Raw genomic sequence first — 19,983 nt, 5'->3', positions numbered from 1 at the left:
CGAAAGGAGTCCCCGTGACTCTCGAAGACCTGCTCGGCCGGTTCGCCGAGGTCGTCGAGGAGGGCGACGGCTGGGTGGTCCCATGCCCGTCGCACACTGACAGTCACCCGTCCCTTCGACTCGCTGTCTCGGACGCGGGAAAGATCCTCCTGAAGTGCCGGGCACGGTGCGAGACGAAAGACGTCCTCGCGGCGCTCGGGATGACCTTCGCGGATCTCGGCAACGTCGAGCCCGGAGAGGTCAAGGTCCGGGCGACGTCGCGGGACCTGCCGGTGAGCCCGGCCCTCACGGCGGCACTGGCGGCGAAGCTCGACAAGTACGCCACCGCGACGAAGCACCCGCACGCCGAGGGGGCAATCCACTACGCGGCCGAGCGGTTCGGCCTGAGCGAGGACGACTTCGACCGGCTCGGCCTCGGCTACGCCGACGACCTCGGCGGCGGTCCGCGCCTCGTCGTTCCGTTCCGCGACCGCGACGGCGTTCCCCGCGGCTTCCAGGCTCGCGCCCTGGCGGCCGACGCCAAGGTCCGTTGGATCGGCCCGGAGAACCCAGACGGGGCCTCGTGGGCGAAGGTCGGCTACCTTCCGGGCTCGGCCGGCTGGGACGAAGTGCTCGTCACCGAGGGCCCTGGCGACGGCCTTACTGCGGTCGCCCTCGGGTACGACGCGATCCTGATTCGGGGCGCGGGGCTCGCCTCCAACGCCCTCGTCGTCGAGACGGTAGCGGAGTGGGTCGGCGACCGTACCGCGGTCGTGGCGGGCGATGGAGACGCCAGCGGGAAGGCGTTCTCGTCGACGCTCGCGACGTCGCTCGTCGGGCGAGGCGTGCGGACGAAGGTCCTCGACGTCCCGGAGGGCCTCGACCTCACGTCCTGGCGCGAGCGGGACCCGGCTCGGTTCGCGAAGGAGGCCGTCCGGGCGGTCCTGTCGGCGGAGGAGATCACGTCCTACGACGCGGCGCTCCGCTCGCGGGACGCCAAGGCATACCCGCTGACGGACCTCGGGAACGCCCGCTTCGTCCGTGACTACATCGCGGCCCGTGGCTCTGGCGTCCGGTACTCCCCCGAGGCCGGCTTCTTCCTCCTGGGCGACGGCGTGTGGCGGGCGGACAAGCTCGACACGACCCGGGCTTACGTCCAGGAGGCGGCCGACCTCGTGACGGCGATCGCGGCCGATCTCATGGCCGAGGCAGGGGCGGACGGCAACCGGATCAAGGAGGCGAAGGCGTGGGCAGCGTGGGCTCGTCACTCGCAATCCTCCAGGGGGATTGATGCCGCGGTGCGCGAGCTACAGGCGCTCCGGGACGTGGCGGCCGACCTGGACGCCTTCGACCGGCACTCGCACTTGCTCGCGGCTCGAAACGGCGTCGTCAACCTCCGGACGGGCTCGCTCCAGTCTCACGACCCGGAGCTACTCATCACCCGTCGCGTCGACCTGGACTACGACCCGAAGGCGGCTTGCCCGCGCTGGGAATCCTTCCTCCGCGAGGTCTTCCCGTCCCACGCCGACCTTCCGGCCTACATACGCCGACTCGTCGGCTACGGCGTGACGGGCGACACCTCGGAGCAGTGCTTCGCGGTGCTGTGGGGCACGGGCGCCAACGGGAAGTCGGTCTTCACAGACACGCTGACGGACGTCTTCCGCGAGCTGACCGTCACGACGCCGTTCTCGACCTTCGAGGACCGGGGCTCGGGCGGAATCCCTAACGACCTGGCGGCGCTCAAGGGCGCGCGGCTCGTCATGGCTGCCGAAGGCGAGCAGGGCCGGCCAATGGCCGAGGCGGTCCTAAAGCGCGTCACGGGGCGCGACCTCATCTCGGCCCGCTTCATGCGGAAGGAGTTCTTCGAGTTCCGGCCTGCGTTCCTCCTGCTCCTCGCGACCAACTTCAAGCCCCAGTTCCGCGGCCAGGACGAGGGGCTTTGGCGGCGGGTGAAGCTCGTCCCGTGGGAGCGCTACTTCCGCCCGTCTGAGCGCGATCACCGCCTCGGCGACACGCTCCGGGGTGAGGCCGCGGGCATCTTCGCCTGGGCCGTGCGTGGGGCTGCCGAGTGGTATGCGGGAGGGCTCCAGGACCCGCCGGTTATCCGCCAGGCGACGACCGAATACCGGCAGACCTCCGACGCGCTGTCGGGATTCTTCCCCGGCGTCTTCGTGGCCGAGGAGGGCTCGAAGGTCACAGGAAAGGTCCTGTGGGACGCCTACCGCGAGTGGACGGACGACGAGGCGCTTCCGAACAAAGAGCGCTGGACCCGGCGGGCGTTCTTCGCGGCGCTGGAGGAGCGCGGACTCATAAAGCGGCGGATCACGCAAGGCATGGCCTTCGAGGGTGTGCGGCGGGCTCGGCAGACCGATGCCGTCGCCGACCACGACGCCCCAGAAATCGACGACGAAAGCCGAACACCTGACGACGAGCTGGCCCTCTATCAGGACGACCAATCACAGATAGCCGGCCCGTCGCTCGACGACGTGCTCTAGGAGGTATCGCGAATGACGAACCCATGCGCCCCGTCCGCGTGCGGGAGCTGCCCACTCTCGGGCATGTGCGGCGCTGGGGACGACCTCCCGCCTGCGGTCTTCGAGGAGGCCCCGGACGTCGACCCGGACGAGCCCAAGCCCGACGGCGCCGCATGTTGCGGCGGCCAGTGCGTGAGTTGACCTCCGCATCCTAATCGGCCCCTGGCGCTGGAGACCTGAGTCCCGGCGCCGGGGCCTGCCAACACCTGACAGGAGAGACGTGCTCACCCTCACGCACACCGTCGGCGGCGCCGAGTGCCGAATCCACATCCCAGAGTCCCGGCACGATCTGTACGGCTTCGAGGAGTTCCTCGCCCAGGGCGACAAAGTGCTCGGCTTCGACACGGAGACGACCGGCCTCGACGTGTTTACACGCGGGTTCCAACTCCGGCTCGCCCAGTTCGGAAACGACCGCGAGGCGTGGGTCCTTCGCTCGGATCTCTTCGGCGATGCGATCGCCCGGGCGCTCCAGCAGCCGCGCATGTTCGTCATGCACAACGCGGCGTACGACCTCCTCGTCGTGGACCGCCACCTGGGCGTCACGGTCGAGGAGCTGGGGCCCCACGTCTTCGACACGCGCATCCTGTCCCACCTGCTCGACCCGCGCGCGGAGTCCGAGGGCGGGATCGGGCACAGCCTGAAGCCACTCTCTGCGGTCTACGTCGACCCGGAGGCCCCAGACACGCAAGGCGGCCTCACGGCGGTCTTCCGCTCGCTCGGTCTGACGAAGGCGACGGGCTGGGCCGGCATCGACATCACGAACGAGACCTATCTCCGGTACGCCGGACTGGACACGATCCTCGTAAGCCGGCTCTTCCACGAGATCGGGCCGCTGGTCCGCGACGTCGGCCTCGACCACCTCTCGAAGTTCGAGCATCACCTACAGCTCCTCCTCGCGATCATGCAGCGCCGGGGCATGCTCCTCGACGTCCCCTACGTCGAGACGCTCCGGGAGAGCCTCAGGGTCGAGGCGGAGCAGTACCGCAAGGCGGCGGCTCGGTACGGCGTCGAGAACGTCAACTCGACAGGTCAGGTTGCCGAGGCGCTCCTCGCGATGGGCGAGGAGCTGGACGAGCGGACACCCTCGGGCGCGGCGAAGGTCGACAAGGCCGTATTGCTCCCGCTCGCCGACCTCGACCTCCAGTGGGAGCGGCTCGACGTCCGAGCACCCAACCCGCTCGCCGAGGCGGTCGTCCGGGCCAAGCGCGCCGAGAAGTGGGCGACGGCCTACGCTGACGCCTTCCTCGAGCTGGCCGACGACGCGGGCCGGCTTCACCCGTTCATCGGCGGGCTCCAGGCGCGGACCGCGCGCATGTCGATCTCGCGGCCTCCCCTGCAACAGCTCCCCTCCTCGGACTGGGTGATCCGGCGGGCCTTCGTCGCCGACCCCGGGCACACGATCGTCGCGGCGGACTTCCAGGCCGTCGAGATGCGCGTCCTCGCGGCGCTGTCCGGCGACGAGACTATGAAGGCGGCCATCACTGACGGCCTGGACTTGCACAGCTTCACCGCCGAACGGGTCTTCGGGCCGGACTTCACCAAGCAACACCGCAAGATCGCCAAGGCGGTCGGCTTCGGCAAGGTCTACGGCGGCGGCGCTACGACGATCGCCCGGCAGACCGGCGCGGACATCGAGGCCGTCCGGCGCGCGATCACGGCGTACGACGACACCTTCCCAGGGATCAAGAAATACTCGCGCCGGCTGATCAACCGCGCCGAGTACGGCCGGAAAGAGGTCGTCACGCCCTCGGGCCGGCACCTCCCGCTCGACCGCGACCGGCTCTATGCGGCGACGAACTACGTCGTCCAGTCGACCGCGAGGGACCTTCTCGCTCAGGCCATCGTCGACGCCCACGACGCCGGCCTCGGCGACGGCCTCCTCCTGCCCGTTCACGACGAACTAATCGCCCAGGCTCCCGCAGACAGTGCCGAGGAGTACGTCCGCGAGCTGGGCCGCGTCATGGGCTCCGTCTTCCACGGAGTGCAGATCGCAAGCGACCCCGAGGTCTACGGCCCGTCCTGGGGCCACGGCTACGGCGCCGCGTGAGTGAAACGAAGGCCCCGCCGGCCGCACACCTGCGAGGCCCTTCTCAACAACTCGGCGAGTCTGAAGTTCGTTCCCTGGGGGGAGGCAATGAATTGGGAGCCCCGCCTCCCGGGGGGAGAAAGGCGGGGCCTGTCTGCAACAACTCACAAAGCCCGGGGTCGGTTCCCGGTAGCGAAGAAGTGAAGAAGGAGCCCCACCTCACGAAGAGGTGGGGCTTCCCTTTTAGGCCACGCTGCCGTTGAACCGCGCCTCCAGGATGTCCAGGATTGCCGCGACGCCGCATCTGACACCGATGTCCAGGCCGTGCAGCTCCTCCTCGGAAAGCTCTTCAATCTCGCCCATTCTCATCTTCTCGCCCTTGGCGTGGGCCAGCGCACACGACCATCCTCTGGCGAGCCCTGCTTTCCGCATCTCATAACCCCCGATGATCTCACCATGTATGCAACTTGTATCTATGAGAACTCGGCCGGCCCAGAGCTGATTCCGAGGGCAACCAACGCACTACTAATAGAAACGATTAGCGCAAGTACTGAGACCGTCGTGATGGCGGTCTTATTGCTCACTCAGGACGACCGAGAAAGCTCTCGATGTCTGGGAGGGCGCCTAGATACCGCGCGATCCCCGGCGTGGGGCCTTTGCGGTCATGTGGGCCGGAATCGGAGTTATCCTTCCGATCCTTATCCTTCCGGTCCTTATCTCGCCGGTCCCTATCCTTGCCGTCTTTGCCCGTCGCCTCCTTCGTCGGACTGCGCGTGGGCTCAGGGCTTGCCGAGCGCGGGTCGGAGCTGGGCGGCGCCACCGGGTCGGGCGTGTGTAGCGGCTCCGGGCTAGGGGTGGCCGACACGGGGCTATCCGGCTCGGCGGTCGCGCTGGCCGTGGGCTCTGGGCTGGACTCGACCGGTCTAGGGCTCGCCACGACCGACCCGGCGCTATCGGCCGGCCCGGCTGCGGGCGCGGTCGGCTCCGATGCGGCCGTCGGGGAGGGCCTAGAGGAGGGCGCGGTTGGCTCCGCGGTGCGCGTGGACGGGCCCGTGGGCCGCGCGGCGACCGTCGGCGCTGGTGTCGGGGCACGCGACAGGGGCTCGGTCTCGGCCACGTCAAGAGGCGTCGACTGAGACCGCCCTACCGCCTTCTCCGGGCGCTCCGGGCCTGGCGTCACGCGCGCGGTAGGGGCCGACTCGGGCGCCTCCAGGTCGTCATTCGTGTCTGGCGGCGTGACGAGGACGAGGCTCGTGACCCCGGCGGTCGTGACGAGGGTTCCTGCGACTCCGGTAGCGATCGACCGGGAGCGCAGCCGCCGGGCCATCTCCAAGGCGATGCCACCCATTGCGAACGCAACGGCCTGTAGCCCGCCCCGAATGAGGTAGAGCCCGTTTCGCGGCTTTGGCGTCTCGGGGACGGGAGCTGGCTCCGGCGCGGCGTTTACACGCTGGAGGATCTCGGCGGCTTCGTCGCGTGCGTCAAGACGCGCTCGCACCTCGGCGACATCCTTGGCGACGGCGGCCTGGGTCCGCCTGTCCTCGCTACGGCCGACTACATACCCGATCAAGCCGGCAAAGATCAGGGCGGCGCCTACCCAAATGGCCGCATACAAGGCGGGGATCATGACCTGACTGCCCTCCAGCATTCGTCAGATGTACCACGCCTTGCTGGAGCGATCACTCACGACCGGGGCCCAGATCCCTAGCTGGCTTCGGATTCGCCCCGCGCCTCGCGCTCCATGAGATCAAGGATCAGCGCTCGCCGAGTCTCTTCCGGGAGCGCCGTTAGCCCCCAGATGCGCTCAACCGCCTCCTCGACTGACAACGATGCCGGCGGCACGGGCCCCGGCGTCGGAGCTTCCTCGACGTCCTCGGGCTGCATGAACCCAGCCGCGACGAACGCCTCCGGGACGGGCCGGCCGTACTCGATGGCGAACGCACGCACGGATTCCGGCTTCGGGTCACCGGTCTGCCAGCGGTTGACGCTCGACGGCGCGATACCGAGGCGCCTGGCGATCTCGTTCTGGCTGGCCCGGCGCGTCACCCGCTGTACGTACTCCCACCACCTCATGAGCCATAGCGTACACACAACCCTCGTTCAGCAGAAATTCAGCTGTCACAACGTTGTCTAGGCGTTGCGGGCCTGCAATAGTGCTGTCAACACGCAAGGCAACAGGCGCGTGGTGACAGCAGGAGCAACGCATGCAACACCCCCCACCAGGGCGGCGGGTCTATTACCTCGCCGGGCCCATGACGGGCTACGCGGATCAGAACCGCGATGCCTTCCTCGACGCGGCCGAGCGTCTTCGAGCTCTCGGCGCCGAGGTCTACTCCCCACACGAGGGCGGCGATCCGGCCCTCCGCGGCAGATCACTCGGACGCCTCCTGGCCCGTGTCTCGGTCGACCTCGACGCGCTCCTCGCCTCCGATGCCGTCATCTGCCTACCCGGATCGCTAGAGGCCCTCATACCGGAAGTCATCCTTGCCGAGGCCTACGGCGTGCCCGTCGTGCACGTCGAGGACGCTCTCTCGGCATAACTCCCCCTGATCTTCCGCCACTCGGGCGGGCCGCTGTCGCGCCCGCCTTCTTTCTCCACCTGATGCGTGAGTCCCCTCACGTACCTGATCAACCCTACACAAGATCCGTAAGGAGATCAACGCATGTTTGCTGCCATTTGGACCGAATCCGCCGCACCGATCGCTACCGACGCTGAGGAGCGCGACCTCCTCATCCGCGCCCAGGCTGGCGACGAGGCGGCGACCTTCACCCTCATCCGGGCCTACCTGCCCGCCCTGGCGGCGGCCGTCCGTGAGTTCTGGCCGATGTTCCAGGACACGGAGGAACTTCGCTCGGTCGTGCTCGTCGGCTTCCTGGAGGCCGTCCAGGCATGGGACCCGGGGGGTGAGTACCCGCGCGTCGCCGGGATCGTCCGGCAGTACGCGACCGACGCCGCGTCGAGGGAGGCCGGGCAGGGCGTCATGTCCCGCATCCCCGAGCGCACGCTTAAGCGCTTCCTCGGCATCCTCCGGCGCGCTGACGGCGACCCCGCCCGTGGCGCCGAGCTGGCTCCGTCCCTCGACATGGCCTCTGCGACGTTCACGAACATCTACCGGCAGTTCAAGTCCGCCAACGTAGGCGCCCCGTTCATGACTCACTACGGCGAGGAGAGCCGGCGCGAGGAGGCCGCGGAAACGGACGCCGTAGCCCCCTGGGGCCCGACCACCGACCCGCTCGTCGGAGTCGAGGACCGGCTCCTGGCCGCGACTGCCCTCGGTGTGCTCGATGAGACCGAGGCCGAGGTCTGCCGGCTGGCCTTCGGCCTGGGCGGCGCGGACCCGCTGCCGGACGGCAAGATCGCGGCCCAGCTCGGTCTCTCGTCCCGACTCAAGGCCCAGCGGGTCCGTCAGGCGGCCGTCGCAAAGATGCGTGCGGCAGTCGGTGCGTGAGTCTCCATACGTCACGTGAACAGAAACGCGCCAACTGGCCCTCTGGTTACGCGGCACACCCGAAGCAAATTCACGAGGAGGAACACATGCCATACGACCCGGACCTGATCGGTGCGGACGTCGACCGGGACCTTGCCGACTTCGACACCCTCGACAGCCTCGACGCGACCGCCGCTGACGCCGCTCACTCGCTCGCGACCGGCTATCCAATCCGGCCGTAGCCCTCCCCACATAAGGAGATTCCACCACTGCGAAAGGCCCTCGGGACGACCCCGGGGGCCTTCGTCTTGCGTGAGTGGTTTCACGCATGCTAGCTTCTCTCCATCAGACGCCAGTGGGCGCCGCAGACCAAACGGCCCGAAAGGCAACACCCCCATGTCTCAACACCGCGCACCCCAGCCCGTCGAGCCCGTCGCCCCGCGCCGCAAGCGCCCGAGTAACCGAGCGTTCGCCGAAATCGGGGGCGGGATGCTCTTGTTCGCGATCGGGTCGGGCATCGGCGCGTCCGGGACCTCGACGCCGGTCGCCTCGACCCCGGCCCCCGCGCCGACTGTCACTGTGACGGCAGCACCCGAGCCCGCGCCTACCGTCACCGTGACGGCCCGCCCGAAGACCCCGGCCAAGCCTGCCGCCCCGGCCAAGGCCGCCGGGCCCGCCTCGACGATCAGCGGCGACGGCATTTACCTCGTCGGTAAGGACATCAAGCCCGGCACGTACCGAGCGACGCCCAAGGCGGGCGCAAACTGCTATTGGCAGCGCCTCAGCGGCCTGTCGGGCGACCTTAACGACACGCTCGCGAACGGTCTCCCAGCCGGCCCAGTCGTCGTGACGATCAAGTCGACCGACAAGGCGTTTGAATCCCAGCGCTGCGGCGCCTGGACCCGTCTGTAACCCGCAGCACGCGGTAGGGAGGTGCCGTCATGGCCCGGGCAACGAAGGCGCATTTGATCGAGGTCTACGCCGAGCGAGGCCGGGCCTACGGCGACCTCAAAAGGCTCTCTCTCGTACTGCGCGAGGAGGGCATCACCGAGCGTTACGGCCTGAGGGTGAACCCGTTCCAGGGCATCTTCCAGTTGCTCCTAGTCGACCGGGAGCCCAACGGTGGCTGTACGGATGTGCAGCTTCGCCGCGTCCTCCTAGGGGCGACTCACTTCCCGGCGACGTAACTCCCGCGCTGCGGGACCGTGTAAACGAGCCCTTCCTCTACGAGGATCGCCACCGAGCGTCGGACCGTCGACCGGGCGAGCCCGTACTCCTGGACGAGCCGAGGCTCTGAAGGGATCGGCCGGTTCGGTCCTCCAAAGTCGCCGCGCTTGAGCCGGGCACGGAGGATCTCGGCCAACTGTTTGTAAGGCGCCACTGGCCCATCGTGGTCGATCTCGTCATCAGGCCCCATGCAATGAGGTTGGCCCCGGCCACTCGTAGGCAAAACTGGTCCTCTGTAGTCATCTGTATCTAGACAAGCTCCTACAAGTTCGCTAATTTGCTCCTGCCCCTGATGCGGCGGTCGGTTGACCGAAAGGTCACCCGGTCCCGGCCGCCCCATCGGGCACCAGCAGGACAGCACCAAGGGGGAAGGACCGCTCCATGCTCATCGACACGCCGAGGACGCAGGACAGGGCCGAGGGCGGCCCAAGTCACCGCGCCCGATGGGTCGACTCCCCCCAGGCCCGCGCCCTCGGATTCCTGGCATGTGCCATCGGCGCGTGGGTTCCGATTCTCGTGATCGCCTGGCTAGTCCTGCGCTGGCTCCGGGGCTGAGCCCAACCACAAACCCCGGCGGGCGGAACACCCCCGTCCGTCCGCCGGGCATCTCAGGGGGACCTTTCACATGAGGAGTGTCGTGTTCGCAACGCGCAAGAGCCGCCGTCTCATCGCCATCGCGGCAGGGGCCGGCATCGTCGTCGCCAGCGGTGCCGCCGCCTACGCGGCCATCGACCCGGCGGACGGGTACAACCAGTACAACACCGTCTACGCCTGCTCCACCAAGAGCTACTCCGGTCTCCGCATCGTCCCGGCGACGACCAACGGCAAGCCGACCGCGTGCAAGTCGAATGAGTTCCCGATCAAGTGGGATGGCAAGGGCAAGGTGGGCGCCACGGGCAAGCCCGGGGAGTCCGCTTACGAGGTCGCGAAGCGCAACGGCTACAAGGGCACGGAGGCCCAGTGGCTCATCTCCCTGAAGGGCGCGAAGGGCGACGCGGGTGCCAAGGGTGACGCGGGCGAGGACGGCGCCGCGGGCGCTGCTGGTGCCGCTGGTGCCGCTGGCGCCAACGGCGCTGACGGCAAATCCGCCTACGAGCTGGCCCAGGCCGGCGGCTTCGAGGGCACAGAGACCGACTGGCTCGCCTCGCTCAAGGGCGCACAGGGTGAGCCCGGCGCCGCCGGTCCCGCCGGCGCGCAGGGTGAGAAGGGCGAGGCAGGCGACAGGGGCGCGGACGGCGTGTCCGGCTACGAGGTCGTGGGCGTGGAGGTGACCATGCCGATCGGTCAGAACTTCGTCCGCACGCAGACGTGCCCGGAGGGCAAGGTCGCGATCGGCGGCGGCTACAAGCTCGCCCAGGGCGCGACGAGCGTCGTCGTCGACTACTCGATGCCGAGCAACCTCACGAAGGGCGAGTCCGGCGCGTGGGGGTCGGACGGCTGGACCGTGAAGGCTGTCAACAACGGCACGAAGGCGAACCAGCTCCAGGTGTTCGCCGTCTGCGCCGCTGCCTAGTAACCAGCAAGCCAAGCGCCCCGGCCCCTCGCGAAGGGTCGGGGCGCTTTCTCTTCGAGTGGCCTCGGAGCATCACCATCACGGGAGGAAGAAGTGAACGAGGAGACCCACGCCACGGACTCCGACTGCGGCGTCGTCGACTGGGTGTTTGACACATCCCTGCCGGAGCTGGACGGGTGCGACGAGGGCGAGCGCGCCGTCCTCGCCAGGGTGCTAGCCCGCCCCTGCGGACACTGCCACGCCGACCCCGGGCAGTGGTGCCGCACGGCCTCCGGGCAGCCCATCAGGCGGCTCGACGACCTTCACGCCGTCCGGCGCAGGGCCTTCTAGGCGCTACGTCAGGAAGTCGTCCGGAAGAGATCCTATCGACGAGTCATCGTCTGGAAGCGGTCCGTGGTCATGATCCGGCAGCGGTTCCGTGCGCCGCGCGACGCTCGTCAAGCCATCGCCCAGAGGCAGCCGTCTGAGCTGGATGCCCAGTACGTCGAGGGTCGCGGCGACGCCGCACTGCACCCCGATGGCTAGACACTGATCCGTTGTCGGGTCGCTCTTTTCGCGTGCATGCCGTTCCGCGCACCGCTTGGCGCGCGCCAAGATCGCCCTTTGCACCCCCGTACCCCCTTGCCTCATGGTTACTAGCTCGTTAGCAGAGCTAACCTTTACAACAAGGGTCGGATGGCCCCCATTCCCAGGACGGACGACCGGTTGCCTATCGACTGAATAGGCCCCCGCCTCTTGACAGCAGAAGCGGCACCCCCGGCCTCCGGATCACACGCCGTACGGCGCAGGTCCTTCTGACGGTTACCCCGTGGTGGATAACACGGACGCTGCCCGACCTGGCCGGGGAAGCAGTGCGTAAGACCGTCCGCGGCGCCCAGGCGCGGGTCGAACCGGGAAAAACTCGACGGCGAGGTGCTGGCCGAGATCGAGTCCTCCCTCGGCGAGGGCTCTCTTTGCATTCGCGCCGATCACAGTTCGGCGACAGAAGTGGGCGCGTCGAGACGTAGGCGCACGTGAACGAAGGTGCATCGGCGTTCGCGTCGGTCTCAAGTCGGTAACGATCGCCATGTTAATCCTTGTTAATCCATGTTAATCCTTGTGCATCCATGGCATCGAACGTTCCTTGAGGGCGTCCCGCTGGTCGGGGGACTGGGGTGTTCCCGGGTTACTGTCATCTCAGTGATCGCGGAGGCCCGCCCCACCCGGCAAAGGTCGGCGGGCCCCGCACCCGAAACTCCACTCCTAGAAAGGGAGTCCTGCCGTGAGCCTACGCGATTCCGAACGGTTGCCAGCTAGCCGCCCGCCGCTGGCCCCCACCCCTTTTGCCGGCCTCACCGTCGCGGTCGCCCTCGCGGGCGTGGCGTTGTGGCTGAACGGCCCGGAGAGCGCAGTGACGGTGTTCCTCGCCGTGCTCGGCCTCTTCGGCGGTCTCTACCGGAAGCGACGAAGCCAGTAACCGAGCAACGAAAGAAGCGGCACCCTCGGCCTGGAGCTGGAGGGTGCCGCTCTCTTTGGGACCGGTCCCCTGCCCAGTTTGCGGCCCCGTCATCAGTTTAGAACGCCTGTTCGAGAGGCGCCTGCCAGGCGCCGGATTCGTCTGGGAGGACCACCCGGGCGCGCTCGCCCGTGGTGACGTTCCTCCGCCGGTTCGCCGAGGAGACCTCCACTGTGACGCCCATCGTCCGGAGGAGGTCACCTCGGCCGGCCGGCTCCAGCGTCTTCCACAACTCCGCGACGGTGCAGCCCATAGAGCGGTACTGCCAGCGCGGCTCGGTGCTAGGCGCGGCGCGTAGGGCCTTCCGGCGGCCGACAAGCGCCGACATGCGCTCGCGGTAGTCGTCCTCGTCGTCGTCGAAGAGCCCGGCGTCCCGGTCGTCTCGGAGGTTCCCGATCGCTCGCTCAACGGCCGCGAGATCGGCCTCGACGTCGCTCCCGGGCACGTAGACAGGCTCGATGGCCTCGAAGCGCCCCACGGTCCGGAGGACCTCCTCCTCGACCCACTCGGACAGCTTGTGCTCAGCGATCAGCACGCCGGCACACGGCTCCTCGCGGGTGCCGAGGCAGCGGAGCACAGACCGCGTGTCCCAGCCCCTCTCGACGTAGGACCGCCCCGCCCTCGCGTTCTGGGTCAGCGGTCGGCCGCACTTCGCACAGAGCGCCACGCCAAAGAGCCAATGGCGGCGGTTCGGGCTCGTCTTGTCCACGCTCCGCGCCTCGACTGCCAGCCGCGCCGCCTCCAGGGTCGCCCGGTCCGTGACCGGCTCCCAGAAGATCAGCTCCGCGCCCTGCTCGTCGCGGCGCACGTGCCCCCGCTCGTCGATCTTGTGCCCGAGGAGGGACGGGTGCCCGAGCATGTGCTTGATCGCTTGGTAGCTCCAGTGCGACGGCTTCGGGTTCGGCTTCAAGCTCGTGCGGACCCGCGGCGTCGGCACCGCCCGGCGTTCCAGATCGGCCGCGATGGTCGTCCCAGGCTCGCCGTCGACGAGGCGCGCAAGGATCTCCCTGATGACCTCTACGGCCTCGGGATCGCGTTGTAGCGCCTTGCCCTTGCCGTCCGCCGCCGGGACGATCCGGAGGCCGTACGGAGCCCGCCCGGAGATGTGCCGCTCGGTCGTGCGGAGGTATGCCCGGCTGGCGAGCGACCGCTCCCGGATCATGGCGCGCTCCAGCTCTGCGAAGACCGCGATTATCTGGATCATCGCCCGGCCCATGGGTGACGTCGTGTCCAGCGGCTCCGTGACCGAGGTCATACCGACCGCGGCCCGGTCGCTCACGCGCATGAGGTCGGCGAACGCCAGGAAGGATCGCGCGAGCCGGTCGAGCTTCCAGACGAGGATCACGTCGGCCTCGTCGAGCCGGGCGAGGAGCTTCGTCGCCTCGGGGCGCTCGCTCGGGTCGACGGCGCCGCTCACTCCGTCGTCGGCATACTCCCCTACGACCTGCCACCCTCGGCGCTCGGCCTCCTGACGGCAGGCTTCGAGCTGGCGGACGATGGAGGTCGAGTTATCCTTCGACCGGCTGAGCCTTGCGTAGATCAACGCGCGCATGTCGGAAGTGTAGATGACTGAAGTTGCCGGTGTAGTTCTTCACGATGTGGAGGACGCCGGCACCGGCGTCGACGGCCATCGTCGCCGCCAGGATCGGGTCGGGGGAAGGTGAGGTGAACACCGGGCCCGGGCAGGCGGCGTCGAGCATCCCGAAGCCGACGAAGCCCGCGTGCAACGGCTCGTGCCCGCTCCCGCCGCCGGAGACGACACCCACCTTGCCCCGTCGCGGCGCCTCGCGCGCGACGACGTAGTGGGGATCACGGTGGACCTCGATCAGGTCGGCGTGGGCGGCGGCCATCCCGGCCAGTGCCTCGTCGACGACGTTCGCCGGATCGTTGATGATCTTCTTCATAGCTCCACCTCTACCCCACCGGAGACGCTCGGCGCATGTGGCAATGCGGCGCGTACCTCCATTCTCTGTTCCTCCTCGAGGCGTTTCGCTCCTGAAGCGGAAGACAGAACGTAGGGAGTTCCCTCGACTCGCTCCGTGCCGGGACCTCGGGTTTCGGTGAATGGCCGGGCATTGTCGGAGGCTGCCACGGCGAGTGCGCCGCCGCTACTCTGCGAGCATGCAGCCAGACGGGCGAGCCGGGCCTGCCAAAGAGGTACGGGAGAGTCCGGCAGCGGGGGTCATCCGGATCGGCGGACGCGACATCCTGGTTCCACTGAGCCTCGCCGCGCCCGATCGGGCCCGCGTGCGTCGGGCCGGTGCGCGCTGGCTCGAAGGGGCGACCGAGCGGGTCAGTCCGCGGTCGGTCGGTTACCTGTCGGTCCTCGCGGTGGTCTGGATCATCCTCGTGATCCAACCGGGTATCGACCTCTTCGCCCGGGCCGTGATCCTGGCGTTGGGTGCACCCTTTGTCGCACACGTCGCGCTGCAGATCAAAGGGCACTCCGATCGTCAGCGCGACGACGCCGAGCTCCGGGCGCGGGTGATCATTCCTGACCGGGACCTGCATCCGCAGTACCAGCCGGTGATGCGTGACGTCGTCGACGCGGTGCTGCGGGTGGCCATGTCCCGCTCGGCGCGCGAGGGACACCTCGGCGACGGCCTGGCCCTGCTGGCCGGCGAACAATGGCGGATCGCGAGCGCGTTGGCGCAGCTCGCCGAGGCGCGGAAGCTGTTGAGCGCGACCGGTGGTGGGCTGCCCGACCAGGTGAGCGCCGTCCAGGCCGCCGAGGACGCGATCGACCGGCGGGTACAGACGATCTACGGGTACGCCGAAGCAGTGAAGAGAGTCGAGGAGTCGCTCCTCGCCGTCGACGCGGCCGTCCAGTCCGATGCCGTCCACGACCGGATCCGCGGCGCGCTCGCCGCGCTGGGAGACGACGACGTGTCGGCCGACCTCATGCGCGGTGTGGGCGACGCGTCGACGAGTGTCGAGGCCGCCCTCGAGGCGCTACGCGGACAGGCGGACGCGCTGCGCGCCCTGTCGGCCGAGCGTCCTGAGCGCGGGACGGAAGCGTCGCCAGATCGTTGATGATCTTCTTCGTCCACGCACCCGCCCACCGGAAACCCGCGAGCTGTCATACCCAAGGGTGAATCGGCTGACCCACTTGGCCAGAGGGCGGCGTGAGACACCCGGACCGGCCTACGCTGGGGACACCTACCGCTTCTGTCCGGTCACATCGAGCAGGCACCACTACACTGCCGAAGCGTGATCTTCAAGCGAGTCGGCGACGGACGTCCCTATCCCGAGCACGGCACGACCCAGCGCGAGTGGGCTGAGCTGCCACCGCGCCCGATCCGACTCGACCAGTTGGTCACGACCAAGCGCACCCTGGATCTCGACACACTTCTCGCGGAGGATTCCACCTACTACGGCGATCTCTTCGCGCACGTGGTCGAATACGACAACGAGCTGTATCTCGAGGACGGCTTGCATCGGGCCCTGCGAGCCGCCCTGCACCAACGGATGGTGTTGCACGCCCGCGTGCTTCGGCTCAGGGGCTGATGGTTCTCAGCGGGGAAGGGGGCGGGCATGGCGTGGGACGACACCGCCGAGCAACGCAGGATTCGGCGCCGTCGCAGACGCAAGATTCGTGGCCCCCTCACGCTTGTCGTCCTGGTCGCCCTGGTCTCCGGGGCCGCGTGGTACGGCTACCAGTCGGTCATGAGGGGCGTGCCCAGCATTGGTCCCACCGAGGTGTGCAACTCCCCCTCCCCGGGTGTCAAGCAGCGGATCACCGCCGCGAAAGTGACGGTCAACGTCCTCAACGCCGGGCGCGTGTCGGGACTCGCCGACCGTACGGCCGAACAGCTTCGCCAGCGCGGCTTCACCGTCGACACCGTCGGTAACGACCGGGACTCGAAGGTGGCGCGGGTCGAGGTGCGGGGACGTGCCTCCAACGCACCCGAGGTCCTCCTCGTCGCCGCCAACCTCACCAACCCGACCGTCCGCTCCGACAACCGCGACGACGTGAGTGTCGACATCGTCCTGGGCAGCGACTTCCACGGCCTCGCGGCGAAGGGGCCGACCGCCATGGACGTCGACACGCCGATTCCCGTCTGCGTCGATCCCCGAGCCACCGAGACTCCAACGGTCGACTAGGACGCCGTCGCTCGAACGTCGCCCGCCCGGCCCACCGGTTGTCCACAGCCCCGAGTCGCCCAGGGACCACGTGGGCCCGGAAGTCTCTACCATCTGCACACCGGTCACCTCGTTCCGCGTGACCGAACACTCGGCGGCGCACGGGAGTACGAGCGATGGATGAGCGCAGGATCGACTGGGGTGTGATCCGTACGGCCGGCGGCGACCTGGGCCGGCTCGCGGGTGACCTGGAGTCGTTGACGCAGGAGACGGAGCAGCTGCTGGCCGGCTTCGGGGAGCCGTGGGGCAGCGACGACATCGGCAGCCTGATCGGTGAGACCTGCACCATCTGCGCCGACAAGATCTTCGACCTCTTCGACGAAGTAGCCGCCATCATGCGCACCGACGCCGAAGACCTCGGCGTGATGGCCGACAACTACCAGGCCTCCCAGGGCAAGGCCACCGCCACCGTCCAGTGGGCCGGCGACCCACTGGCCAACATCTGAGGCGCCGGGATGGGCCTCCAACCGCCCGGCGGACTCGTCACGGTCATGAACCTCGCCGGCCTGGACTGGCCCGACGCCGATGAGGAGAAGCTGTTTCGGATCGGCCAGGCCTGGCTCGAGGTGATGCCCAAGATCGCCGCGATGGCACGAGACGCCCACACCGCCGCCGGCAAGGTCTGGGACACCAACACCGACTAGGCCATCGAAGCCTTCCGGACCTACTGGCAACAACACGGCCCCGCCAAAGCACTCACCAACGGCGGCCAGATCCCCCTGGCCCTCGGCGTCGGCCTGGTCATCTACGCCGCGCTCGTCCTGCTCCTCAAGATCTGGTCGATCGCCCAGGCCATCGCCACCGCCGTCGCCACGCTCGGCGCCTCCCTCCTCCAGATCCCGATCTTCCGCCAGATCACCAAGACGATCGTCGACAACCTCAAGGGCATGGTGGTCGGAGAGATCCTCAGTGCCTAAACGAGGCGGCAGGAACAACCGACGAAACAACCAGGGCAACACGCGCAGCAAGATCGGCAAGAAGGTCGAGGAGGAGATCGAGGAGGTCATCGACGACCTCACCCCCCGCGGACGCGGACGCCGACGCCGGGGCGACGACGACGACCACGATCCCAACCGCTCCCGGCAGGACGACGAACAGCGCAAGGCGCTCGAACGCAAGGTCGACGAGCGGCTCAACGCCTTCGACGAGGAGACGCGCGACAAGTCGGCGCGGGACGCGATCCTCGCCCGTGGAGGCGGCGGCGGCCAGGTCAAACAACTCGGCCACTACGCCGACATGTCGGTCCGGGAACTCGCCGAGCTCGCCGAGACGGGCAGCGCGGAGGAGAAGCGTTGGGCGGAGAAGGCCCTCAAGATCATCAAGCGGGCCGAGCACTATCGTGACAAGCAGCGGGGTTCAGGCTAGGTCTTCAGAAGGTGAGTCATGATTCGGGACGAGCTCGAGCGGATCGTCGACGAGGCGGGAGCCCTCAGGGCGGTCGGCTACTTCTTCGACCCGGACCGGCCGACGGAGATCGCCGCGGTTCGCCTGATGTTCGTCGACGGTGACTGGCTGGTCTCGTTGAACCGAAGCGACGCCACCGTGGAGCTGACGCAGACGAGCGACGACGTTTTCGACAGGTGGCGGCTCGCCAACGTCTCAGGGCTCGCGCCGTGGGCGGATGCGATCGGCAGGACGGCGCTGTGGACGCGGCTGGTCGAGGACCAGCTCGGCGCCCCGGACGCTGTGCAGTTCGAGTTCGTCGGCGTACCCGGCGAGTCCTCTGGCGAGTCCCTCCTCATCCAGCTGATGACGACCGACATCGCGTTGGTCGTCCAGGTGGTCAGCACGCTCCCGACCCCGGATCTCGCCGCCCGAACGCGCGGCTGAGCGGTCCTACTCCGGCTCACCTCGGCCGGTTCCAACCTCACGTCGTCCGTCACGTCACGGACGACGCAGCCGGCTCCGGCGCCGCGGAGGGTTGCCCCTTCCCTCCAGCCAGCCCGCGAGCCGCCCGGCGCGGCTGACCGCCCGCAACCGACGTTCGGTCGCGTCGCGGAGGCGGCGTGGGGTGACCACGAGCAGGTCGTCGCCGATCTTCAACACGGTGCGCAGGTCGGGAACGAAGCTGTGGCCCTCCCGCACGATGAGCGAGACCGACGCGCCCTGCGGCAGCCGGAGCTCGCTGACCTCGACGTTCGCGAGCTTCGACCGGGGCAGGATCCGGATCTCCATCAGGTCGGCGTCGAGGCGACCGAGCGGCGCCGCCTCGACATCGAGGTCGAGAACGGTGTCACCGCCGTCGATCCGGAGCACTCGCCCCACCCACGGCAGCACCGGCGCCTGCACCAGGGTGAACACCACGACCAGGACGAACACGATGTTGAACAGCCGCTCCGCTCCCGGCACGTCCGCGGCCAACGGGATGGTGGCCAGCACGATCGGCACCGCACCCCGCAGCCCCGTCCAGGACAGGAACGCCATGTCGCGTGCCGACGTACGGAACGGCAGTAACGACAACAGCACCGACAGCGGCCGGGCGACGAAGCTGAGCACGACCCCCGCGAGCAGGGCGACGACGACCTCGCTCCAGTTGAACCGGCTCGGCCAGGCGAGCAGGCCGAGCATCACGAACAGCCCGATCTGCGCCAGCCACGCGAGCCCTTCCACGAAGGAGCGGACCGCGACACGGTGCGGCAGTTCGGCGTTGCCGAGCACCAGGGAGGCGATGTAGACCGCGGCGAACCCGCTCCCGTGGAGGGCTGTGGTGACGCCGTACGCGAGGACGGCGAACGACACGATCGCGAGCGGGTACAGCCCGGAGGAGGGCAGCGCCACCCGGCGCAGCGCCCAGGCGCCACCCCAGCCGATGAGGAGCCCGAGGACACCACCGACGAAGAGTTCCAGGACGATCAGTCCGACGACGGAGGGGACCGACTCCTGCCCGAAGGACGACGCGCTCAGCATGGTGACGAGGAGGACCGTCGGGGCGTCGTTCAGACCGGACTCGGCCTCCAGCACTCTCGACAGACGTCGAGGCAGCGACACCCGACGGAGCACCGAGAAGACGGCGGCGGCGTCGGTCGGCGAGGTCACCGCGCCGAGCAGGAGGGCGAGCTGCCAGTCCAGGCCGAGCAGCGCGTGCATGATCACGGCGACGGCGAGGACACTCACCGCGACGCCGACGGTGGCGAGGGCAAGTGCGGGCAGCATCGCGGGACGGACGTCGCTCCACCGAGTGGTAAGGCCACCTTCGGTGAGGATCACGACCAGGGCCGCGAACGCGAGCGCGTGGGCGAGTTGGACGTCGTCGAAGCGGATGCCGAGGGCGCCCTCCCCGAGGGCGAGTCCCATCCCGAGGTAGATCAACAGGCTGGGGAGGCCGAACCGGACGGAGGCCCGGACCGCCAGGACGGCGAGCAGGACGACCAGGGAGCCGTAGAGCAGGAACGCGTTGAGTTCGGCGACCGTCACCGCCCCGCCCTCCCCCCGCAACAAGGGCGAGGGCCCGGGACACGACAAGTGCGCCCGGGCCCTCCTACTGCGGTGGCGGCGGGATTTGAACCCGCGGAGGGTTGCCCCTCACACGCTTTCGAGGCGTGCTCCTTAGGCCACTCGGACACGCCACCGCGGGGTAGATTACCGGAGGCCGTCCGCTCGCCCACACTGGCGCTCCGGAGATCGCGTTTTGGGGCCAC

At 68.7% G+C, this 19,983-nt stretch carries 22 protein-coding genes, 1 tRNA gene and 1 pseudogene; 18 read left to right on the top strand and 6 right to left on the bottom strand.

Features of this window, described 5'->3' with window-relative positions; translation table 11 throughout:
- Positions 1–14 precede the first annotated feature (14 nt).
- Together HEB94_RS14595 and HEB94_RS14590 are read left to right on the top strand one after the other, a co-directional pair.
- Positions 15–2,474, top strand: coding sequence for a phage/plasmid primase, P4 family (locus HEB94_RS14595; RefSeq protein WP_202896348.1), 2,460 nt, complete (start codon positions 15–17; stop codon positions 2,472–2,474).
- Between the two features lie 259 nt (positions 2,475–2,733).
- Positions 2,734–4,560 carry a DNA polymerase gene (locus HEB94_RS14590; RefSeq protein WP_192750391.1) on the top strand — a complete coding sequence of 609 codons (1,827 nt, stop codon included), beginning with the start codon at positions 2,734–2,736 and terminating at the stop codon, positions 4,558–4,560.
- Between the two features lie 1,683 nt (positions 4,561–6,243).
- Here the strand turns inward: HEB94_RS14590 and HEB94_RS14585 are convergent.
- Positions 6,244–6,585, bottom strand: a complete 342-nt coding sequence (locus HEB94_RS14585; RefSeq protein WP_192750390.1) for a helix-turn-helix domain-containing protein — start codon at positions 6,583–6,585, stop codon at positions 6,244–6,246.
- 158 nt (positions 6,586–6,743) lie between these two features.
- Between HEB94_RS14585 and HEB94_RS14580 the strand changes: the two genes are divergently transcribed.
- The 5 genes from HEB94_RS14580 (at position 6,744) to HEB94_RS14565 (ending at position 9,154) form a co-directional block, all read left to right on the top strand.
- Complete coding sequence (locus tag HEB94_RS14580) at positions 6,744–7,079, top strand: DUF4406 domain-containing protein (RefSeq protein ID WP_192750389.1); 336 nt, start codon at positions 6,744–6,746, stop codon at positions 7,077–7,079.
- A gap of 123 nt (positions 7,080–7,202) precedes the next feature.
- Positions 7,203–7,988: a sigma-70 family RNA polymerase sigma factor gene (locus HEB94_RS14575; protein WP_192750388.1), complete on the top strand. Its 786-nt coding sequence runs from the start codon at positions 7,203–7,205 to the stop codon at positions 7,986–7,988.
- Between the two features lie 86 nt (positions 7,989–8,074).
- Positions 8,075–8,209: a hypothetical protein gene (locus HEB94_RS52440; RefSeq protein ID WP_273375570.1), complete on the top strand. Its 135-nt coding sequence runs from the start codon at positions 8,075–8,077 to the stop codon at positions 8,207–8,209.
- 247 nt (positions 8,210–8,456) lie between these two features.
- Positions 8,457–8,879, top strand: a complete 423-nt coding sequence (locus tag HEB94_RS14570) for a hypothetical protein (RefSeq protein WP_192750387.1) — start codon at positions 8,457–8,459, stop codon at positions 8,877–8,879.
- Between the two features lie 29 nt (positions 8,880–8,908).
- Positions 8,909–9,154 (top strand): hypothetical protein, encoded by a 246-nt coding sequence (locus HEB94_RS14565; RefSeq protein ID WP_192750386.1) that lies wholly within the window; start codon positions 8,909–8,911, stop codon positions 9,152–9,154.
- Here HEB94_RS14565 and HEB94_RS14560 read toward each other — a convergent pair.
- Positions 9,136–9,384 (bottom strand): GntR family transcriptional regulator, encoded by a 249-nt coding sequence (locus HEB94_RS14560; protein ID WP_192750385.1) that lies wholly within the window; start codon positions 9,382–9,384, stop codon positions 9,136–9,138. The two genes, HEB94_RS14565 and HEB94_RS14560, sit on opposite strands and share 19 nt — an antisense overlap.
- A gap of 191 nt (positions 9,385–9,575) precedes the next feature.
- On the opposite strand from HEB94_RS14560, the gene HEB94_RS14555 reads away from it, so the two are divergent.
- The 4 genes from HEB94_RS14555 to HEB94_RS14540 all read left to right on the top strand — a co-directional run bounded on the left by HEB94_RS14555 (position 9,576) and on the right by HEB94_RS14540 (position 12,163).
- Complete coding sequence (locus tag HEB94_RS14555) at positions 9,576–9,749, top strand: hypothetical protein (protein WP_192750384.1); 174 nt, start codon at positions 9,576–9,578, stop codon at positions 9,747–9,749.
- A gap of 82 nt (positions 9,750–9,831) precedes the next feature.
- A complete protein-coding gene (locus tag HEB94_RS14550; RefSeq protein ID WP_192750383.1) occupies positions 9,832–10,707 on the top strand; it encodes a hypothetical protein in 876 nt (291 codons plus the stop codon).
- 93 nt (positions 10,708–10,800) lie between these two features.
- The gene (locus HEB94_RS14545) at positions 10,801–11,037 is read left to right on the top strand and encodes a zinc finger domain-containing protein (protein ID WP_192750382.1); all 237 of its coding nucleotides are present in this window, start codon (positions 10,801–10,803) and stop codon (positions 11,035–11,037) included.
- Positions 11,038–11,968: 931 nt separating this feature from the next.
- The gene (locus tag HEB94_RS14540) at positions 11,969–12,163 is read left to right on the top strand and encodes a hypothetical protein (protein ID WP_192750381.1); all 195 of its coding nucleotides are present in this window, start codon (positions 11,969–11,971) and stop codon (positions 12,161–12,163) included.
- A 97-nt stretch (positions 12,164–12,260) separates the two neighbouring features.
- On the opposite strand, the gene HEB94_RS14535 is transcribed toward HEB94_RS14540, so the two are convergent.
- Together HEB94_RS14535 and HEB94_RS14530 are read right to left on the bottom strand one after the other, a co-directional pair.
- Positions 12,261–13,754: a recombinase family protein gene (locus HEB94_RS14535; RefSeq protein ID WP_192750380.1), complete on the bottom strand. Its 1,494-nt coding sequence runs from the start codon at positions 13,752–13,754 to the stop codon at positions 12,261–12,263.
- Positions 13,755–13,776: 22 nt separating this feature from the next.
- Positions 13,777–14,106 (bottom strand): annotated as a pseudogene (locus HEB94_RS14530) (dihydroxyacetone kinase subunit DhaK); the annotation flags it as partial.
- Positions 14,107–14,323: 217 nt separating this feature from the next.
- On the opposite strand from HEB94_RS14530, the gene HEB94_RS14525 reads away from it, so the two are divergent.
- The 7 genes from HEB94_RS14525 to HEB94_RS14495 all read left to right on the top strand — a co-directional run bounded on the left by HEB94_RS14525 (position 14,324) and on the right by HEB94_RS14495 (position 18,175).
- Positions 14,324–15,235: a hypothetical protein gene (locus HEB94_RS14525; protein ID WP_192750379.1), complete on the top strand. Its 912-nt coding sequence runs from the start codon at positions 14,324–14,326 to the stop codon at positions 15,233–15,235.
- A 177-nt stretch (positions 15,236–15,412) separates the two neighbouring features.
- Positions 15,413–15,709 (top strand): type II toxin-antitoxin system VapB family antitoxin, encoded by a 297-nt coding sequence (locus HEB94_RS14520; protein WP_192750378.1) that lies wholly within the window; start codon positions 15,413–15,415, stop codon positions 15,707–15,709.
- A 27-nt stretch (positions 15,710–15,736) separates the two neighbouring features.
- Complete coding sequence (locus HEB94_RS14515; protein ID WP_192750377.1) at positions 15,737–16,306, top strand: LytR C-terminal domain-containing protein; 570 nt, start codon at positions 15,737–15,739, stop codon at positions 16,304–16,306.
- A gap of 155 nt (positions 16,307–16,461) precedes the next feature.
- Positions 16,462–16,791: a hypothetical protein gene (locus HEB94_RS14510; protein ID WP_192750376.1), complete on the top strand. Its 330-nt coding sequence runs from the start codon at positions 16,462–16,464 to the stop codon at positions 16,789–16,791.
- A gap of 9 nt (positions 16,792–16,800) precedes the next feature.
- Complete coding sequence (locus tag HEB94_RS49255; protein WP_202896347.1) at positions 16,801–16,989, top strand: WXG100-like domain-containing protein; 189 nt, start codon at positions 16,801–16,803, stop codon at positions 16,987–16,989.
- A gap of 265 nt (positions 16,990–17,254) precedes the next feature.
- Positions 17,255–17,710 carry a hypothetical protein gene (locus tag HEB94_RS14500; protein WP_192750375.1) on the top strand — a complete coding sequence of 152 codons (456 nt, stop codon included), beginning with the start codon at positions 17,255–17,257 and terminating at the stop codon, positions 17,708–17,710.
- An 18-nt stretch (positions 17,711–17,728) separates the two neighbouring features.
- The gene (locus HEB94_RS14495) at positions 17,729–18,175 is read left to right on the top strand and encodes a hypothetical protein (RefSeq protein WP_192750374.1); all 447 of its coding nucleotides are present in this window, start codon (positions 17,729–17,731) and stop codon (positions 18,173–18,175) included.
- Positions 18,176–18,229: 54 nt separating this feature from the next.
- On the opposite strand, the gene HEB94_RS14490 is transcribed toward HEB94_RS14495, so the two are convergent.
- A complete protein-coding gene (locus HEB94_RS14490; protein WP_192750373.1) occupies positions 18,230–19,759 on the bottom strand; it encodes a potassium/proton antiporter in 1,530 nt (509 codons plus the stop codon).
- A gap of 70 nt (positions 19,760–19,829) precedes the next feature.
- Positions 19,830–19,914: transfer RNA gene (locus HEB94_RS14485), tRNA-Ser, on the bottom strand.
- Positions 19,915–19,983: the final 69 nt, after the last annotated feature.

It is taken from the genome of Actinopolymorpha pittospori (assembly GCF_014873875.1).
Lineage (GTDB): Bacteria > Actinomycetota > Actinomycetes > Propionibacteriales > Actinopolymorphaceae > Actinopolymorpha > Actinopolymorpha pittospori.
Note: the sequence above shows the minus strand (reverse complement) of the source record. Positions and strands in the feature narration are given on the sequence as shown.